Here is a 12,444-nt window from a genome sequence, read left to right as displayed (position 1 = left end):
TCTAAAATAAAAAAATCTCGCCTCAGTTTATCTGAGGCGAGTTTTTTTTATTTTATCAATTTAAGCCAAGATTCGGCCATCAGGTTGGCACCGGCCATCGTGGTATGTACACCGTCGGTGGTCCAGTAGCCGCCGTTGCTGTTTCTTTTCAGGCCTTGGTCAAAGATGCTTTGGTAGGGCAAAAAGATAGCGCCATATTCTTGAGCGATTTCTTTGGCTGCGTTCAGGTATTTTGGAAACTCAGGAAACCAAGCATCCGTAACATGCTTTACGTTCTTGACACCAAAAGGTTCGATGATAATCAATTTTACATCAGGAAGGGCTGCTTTGGTTTTGTCCAGCAACTCTTTATACTGCGCTTTATATTGCTCAGGCGAATTTTTTGCGCCACTATCCATGGTTCTCCAGAAGTCGTTTACACCGATCATAATGCTCAGGATATTGGGTTTTAGGTCCAATGCATCCTTTTGCCAGCGATTGATTAGGTCAGGAACACGGTTTCCACTGATTCCGCGATTATAGACCTTGATATCTTTGTCGGCATATTTATTAAGAAGGGTACTTGCTGCCATAAAAGCATAGCCGTTTCCAAAAGCATTGCCATCGTTAGGGTTCAGGTTTTCCTTATTTCTGCCTGCATCGGTAATCGAGTCACCTTGAAAGAGGATGACATCCCCTTGGTTGATGCTCAGTTTAGCCTTAGCACCCGTAGAAAAATCTATGGCGTTTGCGAATGATGTTCCTAAGCCGGCTGCTCCCAATGTCAACAAGCTTTTCTTTAAAAAGTCTCTTCTGTTCTCCATTTTTATGATTAAATAGGTTGATAGTGTTACAGCAATTTAGCTATTCTAACAGAATTTTTCAATCCCTTCCTTAATTATTTTGCAGGATTGGATGATTTCTTCCTCACTGATCGTCAATGGAGGGGCAATGCGCAATGCCGTTTCACAATGTAGGTACCAGTCAATGATCAAGCCTTTGGATGCACAATAATTGCTCACTTGGTAGACTTGGTCAAAGTTGTCCAGTTGCAGGCACATCATCAGTCCCAAGCCACGGATTTCCTTGATTTGCGGAATTTTGAGCTCCGCCCTAAACAGATTGGCCTTGCGCTCTACCGATTCAACAAGCTTTTCCTCTTGTATCACCTTCAGGGATGCCCTTGCTGCAGCACAGCTCACCGGATGGCCGCCAAAGGTGGTGATATGACCAAGCATCGGGTTTGATTTGATCACGTCCATCATTTCCTTTGGGGCTACAAAAGCACCTAAGGGCATTCCGCCACCAATACCTTTAGCCAACATCAGGATATCCGGTACGATACCAAAATGTTCAAAGGCAAATAATTTCCCTGTCCTACCGAATCCAGTCTGTATTTCATCGAATATCAGGAGCGCTCCAGATTCCGTGCATTTCTTGCGCAGGGCTTGCATATATTCTTTGCTAGGTACCCGAACACCGGCTTCCCCTTGAATGGCTTCCACGATGACCGCTGCTGTCTTATCGCTGATCTTATCCAGGTCAGGCAGGTTATTGTATTCAATAAAGGAAATCTCAGGAAGGAGTGGGGCATAGGCTACACGATATTCATCATTGCCGATAAGGCTCAAGGCGCCTTGCGTACTGCCATGGTAGGCCTGTTTGGCAGCGATGATTTCCCTGCGACCGGTGAATTTCTTGGCCACTTTCATCGAACCTTCTACAGCCTCCGCTCCCGAATTGGTAAAGTAAACCGATTGGAAGGAGTCAGGCAAGACTTCTAATAGTTCCGTAGCTAACAGCACCTGTGGGGCTTGGACAAACTCACCATAAACCGTCACGTGCATAAAACGGTCCAGCTGTTCCTGGATTGCTTTTAAAACTTGGGGATGTCGATGGCCAATATTGCTGACATTGAAACCAGACACCAGGTCCATATATTTCTCTCCATTTGGCCCATATAGATATATACCTTCAGCACGGTCGATTTCTAGCAATCTTGGTGAATCTGAGGTTTGGGCAGTGTTCTTTAGGAAGAGTTCTCTATTACTTATCATGATGTGGCAAAGATAGGCATAAACAAAAACTTTCATGAACCTTTAAGAAGGGAAGGACCGTGAATTTACAGCCTTATTATAATAGCGCATAAAAAAAGAAGCCCTAGGGCTTCTTTCTTTAATGTCTTCTGCTGTTCAGTTCTTTGTACAGCAACTCTATAAATTCTTGTTCTACGGCAAAGAACTGAGATGCTCGGGATTGCCCGAGGACATCGGCGAACTTGGACCGGTATTTTTTCTTGATATCCACTTCCTGCGCATCGTATTCTATTACATCATTGCCGGGTCTGAAGGAATTGCCGCGATTGCCACTGTTGCTGTGACCTTGCGATTTCTTTGACTTGACACCTCTGATTTCTTTCGAGTACTGATTGTACAGTGGAAAGAATTGCTGTGCTTCGGTTGGAGTTAATCTCAGTTGTTTGGTAATATAAGCCGCCTTCTGCTTCTCAATTGCTTCAAATCTTTCTTGGCGTGACTGTCCATTCGCAACAAAACAAGCTATCCAAATCAAACAGAGCGTTGAAATAATATGTTTTAAACGAATCATTATAAATTATAATTTAAGTAATCTTCTAAAACTTCCTTATCGATTCCCTCCCCCACATTTAGTGCTTCCTCTGGCTGATAGATGTACTCTGCATAGTACTCTAGGTCAGAAGCATCACTGTAATTGGAAAGGTAGTTGATAATTTCATCTTCTGGAATTTCATTCAACGACACCTTTTCCGCTTGCATGGGTTGGTTGTATTCTGCATTGTAAACAGATACCCCGATCACTGCGGCTACACAGGCTGCAGCGGCCGAGCTCAACCAAGCATACACTTTTCTTTTCTTCCCAGAAACTGAAGTTTCAGACTCATTACGTGAAGGCAATTGAATGATCTTCTTGTCCTGAACTTTGTCAAGGATAGCGGTTGACAGCTGATCGAAATAACCCGCAGGTACTTCAAACCCATCTGCCTGAACTTTAGATTTCAATTCTTCGGTATAGATTGAAGCCATGATTTGATCATCAGCTTCTTCAAAATAACCCTCAGGAACGGTAAATCCTGGTTCAGCTATCTCTAGCGTTAACTCTTCTTCTTCAATTCTGTCTAGAATACGAGCAGTCAAGTTATCAAAGTAACCAGCAGGAACTTCTGTTTCTTCCATTTCTCTGACCCCGTCTATGTGGACTTGGCCAAGGATCTGCTCACTCAATTGATCAAAATACTGCTCAGGCACACTGAAGTTTTCAGCATCTCTGTACTGGTCGATCTTGATCTGACCTAACAGTTGGGACTCTTGTTGTTCAAAGAATCCATTTGGAGTGCTCAATCCTACTTTTCCTGTGTCTGAAATTTGATCAAGTTTAGCGAAGAACAGACTTCTTTCGGTTAGCTTTTCAAAGTAATTTTCAGGTACAATGAAAGGGTTGACACGCAACGAGTTAGGTAGTTGGTTGCCTCCTAAGTTTTCGTAATATGTGTTATTTTCTTTCATAGTACCATAATAGATAGTTTTTGCGGCAAAAGGTTTAATCGTTTGAGGCAAAAAAGTTCTCTATTTTTTTAACTGCTAAGTGGTACGAAGCTTTTAAGGCTCCGACACTGGTTCCTAACACCTCGGATATCTCTTCGTACTTCATGTCCTCGAAATATTTCATGTTAAAGACCAGCCTTTGTTTGTCCGGCAAGATCAAAAGAGCTTGCTGTAATTTCATTTGTGCCTTGTCACCATTGAAATAGGCACCGTCTGCCAAGGAGTCGGCAAGATAAGCAGAGCTATCATCATCCAATGAAACACTCTGCTTTTGCTTTTTCTTGTTCAAAAAGGTGATACACTCATTGGTAGCAATGCGGTATAACCAAGTATACAATTGCGAATCTTCCCTGAATTTCTCAAGATTGCGCCATACTTTGATAAAGATATCTTGTACAACATCATCGGCATCGTCGTGGTCAATGACCATACGTCTGACATGCCAATAAATCTTTTGCTGATATTTTTTAAGCAATAAGCGGAATGCCTCTTCACGAGTTTTTTCATCCGCAAACTTTGCTATTATCAGGGAATCTTCCATAGATTGTTATTTTCTTGTAATGACTTTACGTACTGCATTAACAATATTTGCAGCATTTAAACCGTATTTTTCCATCAATTGAGCTGGAGTTCCCGACTCGCCGAAGCTATCGTTCACTGCAACATACTCCTGTGGAGTAGGTAATTTCTGTGCCAATAATTGCGCCACGCTATCGCCAAGACCGCCAAGACGGTTGTGCTCTTCAGCGGTAACCACACAGCCTGTTTTGGTCACTGATTTTAGGATCGCTTCTTCATCCAATGGTTTAATGGTGTGGATATTGATGATTTCAGCATTGATGCCTAATTTCTCCAATTCTTCACCCGCTTGGATCGCTTCCCAAACCAAATGACCTGTTGCTACGATCGTAACATCGGTACCTTCATTTAACATCACCGCTTTGCCGATCTCAAATTTTTGGTCAGCAGGAGTGAAGTTAGGAACTACTGGACGTCCGAAACGAAGGTAAACAGGACCTTCATGGTCTACTAACGCAACAGTAGCCGCTTTTGTTTGGTTGTAGTCACATGGATTGATCACCGTCATACCAGGCAACATTTTCATCAGACCGATATCTTCCAAGATCTGGTGAGTAGCACCATCTTCTCCTAAAGTCAAACCAGCGTGTGAAGCACAGATCTTAACGTTCTTGCCTGAGTACGCAATTGATTGACGAATTTGGTCATAAACACGACCAGTTGAGAAGTTGGCAAAAGTTCCAGTAAAAGGAATCTTACCTCCAATGGTAAGACCAGCAGCGATACCCATCATGTTCGCTTCCGCAATACCAATTTGGAAGAAACGCTCTGGATAAGCTTTTATAAAGTCGTTCATTTTCAATGAACCGATCAAGTCAGCACATAAGGCTACTACGTTCTCATTTTTCTGGCCAGCTTCCAATAAACCAGCACCGAAACCTGAACGTGTATCTTTTGATTCTGTGTATGTATATTTTTTCATTACAAATACTATCGTAAACAGTGATTAATAATCGCCTATGGTTCTAGGGATTTGGTTTAAAGCAGATTCTAATTGCTCGTCGTTTGGAGCAACTCCATGCCATTTGTGTGAGCCCATCATGAAATCAACACCTGAACCCATTTCAGTGTGCAATAAGATGATCACTGGTTTGCCTTTTCCAGTACGAGATTTAGCCTCGTCCAATCCAGCAATTACAGATGCCATGTCATTACCTTTGTTCACTTCCAATACGTCCCATCCAAAAGCTTCCCATTTAGCACGTAGGTTTCCTAATGACAATACATCATCAGTTGAACCATCGATCTGCGCACGGTTGTAATCCACTGCTGCGATCAAATTGTCTACTTTATTGTGAGGCGCGTACATAGCAGCTTCCCAAACCTGACCTTCTTGCAATTCACCGTCGCCCATCAATACATAAACCAAATTGTTGTCTTTGTTCAACTTTTTAGCTTGTGCTGCACCGATAGCCACTGAAAGACCTTGGCCTAAAGAACCTGAAGCGATACGGATTCCTGGAAGGTGCTCATGTGTAGTCGGATGACCTTGAAGACGAGAGTTGATTTTTCTGAAAGTAGCTAATTCGCTCACTGGAAAATAACCAGCTCTAGCCAATGTACTGTAGAAAACTGGAGAGATGTGACCGTTAGACAAGAAGAAAATATCTTCACCAATGCCATCCATGTTGAAAGATGGGTCATTTTTCATCGCGTGAAAGTACAAGGCCACAAAGTAGTCAGTACAACCCAATGATCCCCCTGGGTGTCCTGATTGGCATGCATGCACCATACGAACAATGTCTCTTCTTACTTGCGAAGCGATCTGTTCTAATTTGTTTATATCTGCACTCATTTTAAAGTATAAAGTTTCGATTATTTTGCCGATAAAGTTAGTGATTTTTAATGGAGTGCCCTTGAAAAAGCTGAATTATTTAGACCGTAACCAACGGTTCCAAAGGAATTTTGTCCACAATTAACATTTATCTGAAAATTTAAAGTCTAGGCTGTCAATTGACCTGCTCTGAATATACGCATATTTTTGGAATGGTTTAGAATAACTAAAACCTAAAATTCCGATTGTCATCTACCAAAGCATCCGAGCCTTAATTTGCTCTTATTCGAGACATGTTTTGAATTTTCCGAATATGTCTCGAATATGGGTAAAAGTATTCCCGAAGCCCATGCCACATTTTTTGTCCATTTTGGAACCAAATGCCACAAAAAAAGAGTCGCCCTTTCAGGCAACTCTTCCCTATAATTTTTGACTCAGTTTATTAATACTTAAAATCTAAATCCCTTCAAACAAGGTCTAAATACTAACTACTAAATACTTTCTGTTCTATATTACATTGCATTTGCTACCACTTCCTCCACTTCAGGGACCATGCGCTTCAATAAACCTTCGATTCCGGCTTTTAAGGTAATGGTTGAAGATGGGCAACCTGAACACGATCCGCGGAGTTCCACGGTAACTGTTCCATTGTCAAAGGATTTGTAGGCAATAGCACCACCGTCCTGTTCTACCGCTGGGCGAACATAGTCGTGCAATACCTGTTGGATTTTTATTTCTACATCATTTCCTTCAAAGACTACGTCTTCTGAATGTTCAACAGGTTTCACTGCCAATTCAGATTCTACAGCTCCCTTAACGAATTCTTTCAATAAGGCTTCGATATCATCCCATTCTGCATCTTCAGTCTTGGTAATGGTAACGAAATTGCTGGCGAAGAAAACGCCATTTACAAAGTTGAACTTGAACAGTTCCTTTGCAAAAGCAGATTCCTGTGCTTTTTCTCTATCTGGATAATCCAAGCTTCCGTTGATCAACAGTTTGTTGACCAAGAACTTCATTGTTGCTGGATTTGGGGTGCTTTCTGTATATACGTTAATCGTTGCCATGAATATTAATTGTAAAATAAAAACACAAATATACTGTTAATACCTATTGCTAAGCGTCATTACTTCGTAAAAGCTTACAGCTTTACGCCCGTGTAATTGCTTGGAGAGATGGCTTTGATCTCTTCTTTCACCTCTTCTGTAACATTCAACTGATCCACAAATGCCGCAATCGTGTCCTTGGTCACGTGGGTATTGGTGCGGGTCAGGTCCTTCAATGCCTCGTAAGGTTTTGGATAGCCTTCGCGTCTCAATATGGTTTGGATTGCTTCTGCTACCACGGCCCAGTTGTTTTCAAGGTCGGCTTGGAAGGCTGCTTCGTTCAAGATCAATTTCCTCAATCCTCTCAAAGTAGATTTGATTGCGATCAAGGTATAGGAGAATGGAACGCCGATGTTTCTGAGAACAGTGGAGTCGGTCAGGTCTCTCTGTAATCTGGAGATTGGAAGTTTTGCTGCCAGGTGTTCCAATACCGCATTTGCCAAGCCTAGGTTTCCTTCAGCATTTTCAAAATCGATAGGGTTTACCTTATGTGGCATCGCTGAGGAACCAATCTGTCCTGCAGTAATCTTTTGTTTGAAGTAATCCATGGAGATATAGGTCCATACATCACGACAAAGGTCGATAATGATATTGTTGATTCGCTTTAAGCCATCGCAGCTGGCAGCGAAGTTATCATAGTGTTCAATTTGGGTAGTGGTTTGCGATCGATCAAGGCCCAATGTTTCGTTAACGAATTTATTGCCGAAGGCCACCCAATCATGATTTGGGTAGGCAACATGGTGCGCGTTTAAGTTTCCAGTTGCTCCGCCGAACTTAGCTGAGAATGGAACTTGGTTCAACAGGTGCAACTGTTTTTCGATACGTTCTACAAATACTTTGATTTCTTTTCCTAAACGGGTAGGAGAGGCAGGTTGTCCGTGTGTACGGGCCAACATGGAAACATTCTCCCATTCTGCACTCAGTTTTTTCAATTCCTCCAGCAATTCGCTGATGGCAGGTTGGTAAACCTCTTTCAGGGCATCCTTCCAGGAATGCGGGATTGCGGTATTATTGATGTCCTGGGATGTCAAGCCAAAGTGGATGAATTCGAGGGAGTCATGCAGACCTAATTTCTCAAATTCATTTTTCAGGAAGTACTCCACGGCTTTCACATCATGGTTCGTTACCTTTTCTGTATCCTTAATCCATTGCGCATCTTCCAAACTGAAGTTTTTGTAGATATCACGTAACTTATCATTTAAGCTACCATCAAAATGGCTCAATTGCGGAATACCTGATTCACTGAGCGCGATAAAGTATTCTACTTCAACTAAGACACGGTATTTTATTAATGCGAACTCTGAGAAGTAATTCGATAGATCTTTGGTGGTATTGTAATATCTGCCATCAATGGGTGTGATTGCAGTCAATGGGGATAAAGTCATTTTATTTTCTTTAGTACGGATGCAAAAATAAGAAATATTAGACATAAGACACAAGACATAAGACACAAGACAGGGTACTGTTTTGATTTAGCTTTTAATAGACGGAGAGTTTTCTGTTGTCTGATGTCTGTTGTCTGATGTCTAAAAAAGCCCTAAAACAACAAAAGCTCGTTTCTTAAACGAGCTCTTGATGTATTTTTAAAATCTGTTCGGATTATTGAACGTTTTTCAAAGAATCAGCGATAGAATCACCAGTTGCACGAACTGAATCAGCAACATTTTCTAATGAATCAGCTACGTTTTCAGTAGTTGAATCTACAACGTTTGACAAAGAGTCAGCAGTAGCTTCAGTTTTAGTTTCTGCGTTGTTACAAGAAGCAACACCGATAGTTAATGCTAAACCTAAGAATCCGAATTTGAATAAATTTTTCATTTTTAATTTTCTATTTAGTTGAAACAAATTTGTTTATTTAATTCTTAATACCCAATACCTAAAAAGGTAACCCAAGAAAAGATGTTTTTTTAAAATTTTTATTGAACCTTTTGATTTTCAGTCGTTTGATTTTAAATATTTTCCTTAAGGCAGCGCAAATATACTACTGTTTTGCTGATTTGCAACAAGAAAAAACAAAAATTGTTATATTTCTGTTAAATTTTTAAAAGAATACTATGCTAGAAAGACTACAGAACATCCTAAAACTCATGAAATCAGTGGATTTAGAGCAATTGGATAAGATATCGAAGAAAGTGGATTTGGCGGAAGTTTTGGGTGCTGTTTCGAAAATGGACGAAAATCAGCTCAAAATGGCCATGAAAATGTTGACTGGAAGTAAAAAGAAAAAAGATCCACCTCCAATCAATGCTGACTTTTATGATATATCGGCAAAACTTTCGGAAGAGGATAGAGCCCTGCAGATGAAAGTCAGGACCTTCCTGGAAACTGAAATACAGCCCATCGTCAATAAATATTGGTTACATGATGAATTTCCTTTCGAGATCATTCCCAAGTTGAGGGAACTCAATGTCTGTGGTTATGTTTATGATGGTTATGGCTGTGCAGGTGGTACTTCCCTTATGGATGGTATTATTGCCACTGAATTCGGCCGCGTCGATCCTTCCATTGCTACCTTCCTGGGTGTACAGAGCGGTTTGGCCATGGGGTCTATCTATATGTGTGGTTCGGATGAGCAGAAAAATGAATGGTTGCCGGCCATGCAACAGCTGAACAAGATTGGTGCTTTCGGCTTGACGGAACCTTTGGTGGGTTCTGCGACAGCTGGTGGTTTGACCACGACCTGTAAACGTGATGGAGATAATTGGATATTGAACGGTCAAAAGAAATGGATAGGTAACTCTACCTTTTCGGATATCACCATAATCTGGGCAAGGGACCTGGATGACCAACAGGTGAAAGGTTTTATTGTCCGCAAGGAGAATCCTGGCTTTGCCGTAGAGAAGATCAAGGATAAGATGGCCTTGCGCATTGTGCAGAATGGCCTGATCACCTTGACAGATTGTGTTGTTCCGGAATCAGATCGTATGCCTTATGCCAATTCCTTCAAGGATACGGCCAAGGTGCTTCAGATGACGAGGGCTGGAGTGGCGTGGATGGCTGTTGGATGTGCTCGTGGAGCCTATGAAAATGCATTGGACTATACCATCAAGCGAGAACAATTTGGTAAACCCATCGCTTCCTTCCAGTTGATCCAAAACCACCTGGTTGAAATGTTGTCCAATCTGACCGCCATGCAAACGCTGGTTTTCCGTCTTTCGGAATTACAGGACGACGAAAAACTTAGAGATGAACATGCTTCCTTGGCCAAGGTCTTCTGTACCCTTCGCATGCGCGATATCGTATCCAAGGCCCGCGAGGTAATGGGCGGAAACGGTATCCTATTGGAGTATAACGTAGCTCGCTTCCTTGCAGACGCCGAAGCTATCTACTCTTACGAAGGAACCAAAGAAATCAATTCCTTGATCGTTGGAAGAAGTATTACGGGATTTAGTGCTTTTGTGTAAAGGGAGATGTGAGATATGAGATAGGAGATTTGAGATAGAATGTGTTGAATCACAAATTTCAGTACTTACATCTCAGTACTAATAAAATAGTTATTACGGTTGATATCTCATATCTCAATTCTCACATCTCAATACTATAAAACAACAATCCCCGGTTTTTTCTGACCGGGGATTGTTGTTTTATTTTTTGTCCTTATTCTGTTGAGCGGCTTGTTGAGCTCTCATCATTTCTTCCATTTTCTTTTGGAAGGAGGATTGTTTCTTTTCAGATGCTGGTTTCTTTTTGTTTGCTTCGATACCTGCAAGGATCTTGTCGTCGTTTACGAATTGACGGATGATCACTTGGGTTAAGAAGGTAAGAACCGCAGACAGGAAGTAGTAATAGTTCAGACCTGCTGGGAAGCTATTCAGTACAAAGAAGAATACCAATGGCATGATGTACCCGATGTATTTCATTTGGTTGTTTACAGCTCCTGATGTGGAGTTGTTGTACCAAGTGGTCAACAAGGTTGTCAAGGTCATCAAGATACACATGAACGAGATGTGGTCTACACCTAATAAAGGAAGAGGTGCAAAGGTGATCGGTGCATCGTATGTTGATAGGTCTTTGATCCACATGAAGCTTTCTCCACGTAATTCGAACAAGTTCGGGAAGAAGAAGAAGAATGCTAAGGTGAAAGGCATCTGAAGCAATAGAGGAAGACATCCGCCAAGTGGGTTTACTCCAGCTTGTTTGTAAAGCTTCATCTGTTCCTGTTGCAATAACATTGGATTGTCATCACCAACTTTTGCTTTGATCTCGTCCAACTGAGGTTTTAACACACGCATTTTACCCATAGATTGGTAAGACTTGTAGGTTAATGGGAACATTAGGAGTTTAAGGAACAAGGTAAGGATCAAGATCACGATACCATAGTTCATGTTGAAACCATCTAAGAAATCGAAGATAGGAACGGTGATGAATTTATTGATCCAGCCCATTGGTCCCCAGCCCATATTAATGATTTTGTCGAAACCATTCCCTTCAGCCTTTAACGTTTTGTATTGGTTAGGACCGAAGAAGAAGCTGAAGCCATGAAGGCTTTCATTTTGTTTGTTTAATGCCAGTTCAGTGGAAGCACGGTAATGTTTTACCACACTGTCTTGAGTGATCAAGGTAGATTTAAGGTCTGCATTTACGAAACCTTCTTTGCTGGTCAGGATGCTAGAGAAGAAGTGTTGTTTGAAAGCAATCCAAGATACTTTCTTTTCTAATTTCTCTTCATCATCGCTAGTTTCTGAAAGATGGTCTACAGAACCGTCTACTTCTTTATAGAAGATTCCCGACTTCTCACGTTCAGACTTTACGTTACGCTCTTTTTGCATTAAAGTGGTTTCCCAGTTCAATAACATTTTATTCGAGCTTACATCCACCAAGCTTCCGATTCCAACGGTTTTGATGTCAAACTGAACGTTGTAATCATTGCCTTTTAAGGTATAGATATAATCAATGTATTTGTCTGCAGCATATGAAAGGCGCATGGTCAATGATTTGGCGTCCTGTCCAGCGACCGAGAAGCTAGCTCCTTGGGCTTGGAAGAACAGGTCATTCGTTTTTACAGCCTTTCCAGGGATATTGAATTCAAGGCCAAAACGGTTGTCATTGCCTTCGAATAAGATAAGTTTAGATCCGTCAAAATTGGTCTCACCCTTAAGTTCAACTGATTTTACACGACCACCTTTGGTGCTTACGTTTACTTTAAGGAGTTCGTTTTCCAACGTAACGATCTGCTCCGAACCTACGGAAGCAGAACCAAAAGGTTGGCTCAACAGCACAGAATCTGCAACGGCAGGAGTGGTAGTGGTAGCAGCTTTTAAGGAGTCGCTGATCGGTGCCAAACCTTCTTTTGCTCTTTTGATTGAATCTTGATGTTGTTGTTCCTTTTTGATCTCGGCATCGGATGGCTTCAGGAAGTAGAAGGATCCAGCCAAAATGGCAAAGATGAAGATGAAACCTAGAATGTTATTTCTATCCATTGTTT

The 12,444-nt window shown here is 41.5% G+C and carries 12 protein-coding genes; 1 reads left to right on the top strand and 11 read right to left on the bottom strand.

What is annotated here, in order from left to right; all coding sequences use genetic code 11:
• Positions 1-47: 47 nt before the first annotated feature.
• From ACWIB3_RS08190 to ACWIB3_RS08145, 10 genes are all read right to left on the bottom strand, one after another.
• Positions 48-803, bottom strand: a complete 756-nt coding sequence (locus tag ACWIB3_RS08190; protein ID WP_254529689.1) for an SGNH/GDSL hydrolase family protein — start codon at positions 801-803, stop codon at positions 48-50.
• A gap of 45 nt (positions 804-848) precedes the next feature.
• Complete coding sequence (locus tag ACWIB3_RS08185) at positions 849-2,036, bottom strand: aspartate aminotransferase family protein (protein WP_313260174.1); 1,188 nt, start codon at positions 2,034-2,036, stop codon at positions 849-851.
• Positions 2,037-2,154: 118 nt separating this feature from the next.
• Positions 2,155-2,586 (bottom strand): hypothetical protein, encoded by a 432-nt coding sequence (locus ACWIB3_RS08180; protein ID WP_214648388.1) that lies wholly within the window; start codon positions 2,584-2,586, stop codon positions 2,155-2,157.
• The gene (locus tag ACWIB3_RS08175; RefSeq protein ID WP_454291339.1) at positions 2,586-3,521 is read right to left on the bottom strand and encodes a hypothetical protein; all 936 of its coding nucleotides are present in this window, start codon (positions 3,519-3,521) and stop codon (positions 2,586-2,588) included. The genes ACWIB3_RS08180 and ACWIB3_RS08175 overlap by 1 nt, the downstream gene beginning before the upstream one ends.
• A 34-nt stretch (positions 3,522-3,555) precedes the next feature.
• On the bottom strand, positions 3,556-4,101 hold the full coding sequence (locus ACWIB3_RS08170) for an RNA polymerase sigma factor (RefSeq protein ID WP_185210669.1): 546 nt from the start codon (positions 4,099-4,101) through the stop codon (positions 3,556-3,558).
• Positions 4,102-4,107: 6 nt separating this feature from the next.
• Positions 4,108-5,061 (bottom strand): transketolase family protein, encoded by a 954-nt coding sequence (locus ACWIB3_RS08165; RefSeq protein ID WP_185210668.1) that lies wholly within the window; start codon positions 5,059-5,061, stop codon positions 4,108-4,110.
• A 24-nt stretch (positions 5,062-5,085) separates the two neighbouring features.
• On the bottom strand, positions 5,086-5,934 hold the full coding sequence (locus tag ACWIB3_RS08160) for a transketolase (RefSeq protein WP_185210666.1): 849 nt from the start codon (positions 5,932-5,934) through the stop codon (positions 5,086-5,088).
• Between the two features lie 491 nt (positions 5,935-6,425).
• Positions 6,426-6,980 (bottom strand): NifU family protein, encoded by a 555-nt coding sequence (locus ACWIB3_RS08155; protein WP_093098771.1) that lies wholly within the window; start codon positions 6,978-6,980, stop codon positions 6,426-6,428.
• Between the two features lie 74 nt (positions 6,981-7,054).
• Positions 7,055-8,404, bottom strand: coding sequence for an adenylosuccinate lyase (gene purB, locus ACWIB3_RS08150; protein ID WP_185210664.1), 1,350 nt, complete (start codon positions 8,402-8,404; stop codon positions 7,055-7,057).
• Between the two features lie 214 nt (positions 8,405-8,618).
• On the bottom strand, positions 8,619-8,837 hold the full coding sequence (locus tag ACWIB3_RS08145) for a hypothetical protein (RefSeq protein ID WP_185210662.1): 219 nt from the start codon (positions 8,835-8,837) through the stop codon (positions 8,619-8,621).
• Positions 8,838-9,073: 236 nt separating this feature from the next.
• On the opposite strand from ACWIB3_RS08145, the gene ACWIB3_RS08140 reads away from it, so the two are divergent.
• Complete coding sequence (locus tag ACWIB3_RS08140) at positions 9,074-10,423, top strand: acyl-CoA dehydrogenase family protein (protein WP_454291338.1); 1,350 nt, start codon at positions 9,074-9,076, stop codon at positions 10,421-10,423.
• A 180-nt stretch (positions 10,424-10,603) separates the two neighbouring features.
• Here ACWIB3_RS08140 and yidC read toward each other — a convergent pair whose 3' ends face one another.
• Entirely contained in the window at positions 10,604-12,439 is a 1,836-nt protein-coding gene (yidC, locus tag ACWIB3_RS08135; RefSeq protein ID WP_454291337.1) for a membrane protein insertase YidC, read from the bottom strand.
• Positions 12,440-12,444: the final 5 nt, after the last annotated feature.

Source organism: Sphingobacterium sp. NPDC055431 (assembly GCF_053644255.1).
Note: the sequence above shows the minus strand (reverse complement) of the source record. Positions and strands in the feature narration are given on the sequence as shown.

Bases quoted from the DNA above. Each gene is read 5' to 3' on its own strand.
- yidC (WP_454291337.1), bottom strand. From the start codon at position 12,439: ATGGATAGAAATAACATTCTAGGTTTCATCTTCATCTTTGCCATTTTG.
- ACWIB3_RS08190 (WP_254529689.1), bottom strand. From the start codon at position 803: ATGGAGAACAGAAGAGACTTTTTAAAGAAAAGCTTGTTGACATTGGGA.
- ACWIB3_RS08170 (WP_185210669.1), bottom strand. From the start codon at position 4,101: ATGGAAGATTCCCTGATAATAGCAAAGTTTGCGGATGAAAAAACTCGT.
- ACWIB3_RS08175 (WP_454291339.1), bottom strand. From the start codon at position 3,521: ATGAAAGAAAATAACACATATTACGAAAACTTAGGAGGCAACCAACTA.
- ACWIB3_RS08180 (WP_214648388.1), bottom strand. From the start codon at position 2,586: ATGATTCGTTTAAAACATATTATTTCAACGCTCTGTTTGATTTGGATA.
- ACWIB3_RS08160 (WP_185210666.1), bottom strand. From the start codon at position 5,934: ATGAGTGCAGATATAAACAAATTAGAACAGATCGCTTCGCAAGTAAGA.
- ACWIB3_RS08185 (WP_313260174.1), bottom strand. From the start codon at position 2,036: ATGATAAGTAATAGAGAACTCTTCCTAAAGAACACTGCCCAAACCTCA.
- ACWIB3_RS08140 (WP_454291338.1), top strand. From the start codon at position 9,074: ATGCTAGAAAGACTACAGAACATCCTAAAACTCATGAAATCAGTGGAT.
- ACWIB3_RS08165 (WP_185210668.1), bottom strand. From the start codon at position 5,061: ATGAAAAAATATACATACACAGAATCAAAAGATACACGTTCAGGTTTC.
- purB (WP_185210664.1), bottom strand. From the start codon at position 8,404: ATGACTTTATCCCCATTGACTGCAATCACACCCATTGATGGCAGATAT.
- ACWIB3_RS08155 (WP_093098771.1), bottom strand. From the start codon at position 6,980: ATGGCAACGATTAACGTATATACAGAAAGCACCCCAAATCCAGCAACA.
- ACWIB3_RS08145 (WP_185210662.1), bottom strand. From the start codon at position 8,837: ATGAAAAATTTATTCAAATTCGGATTCTTAGGTTTAGCATTAACTATC.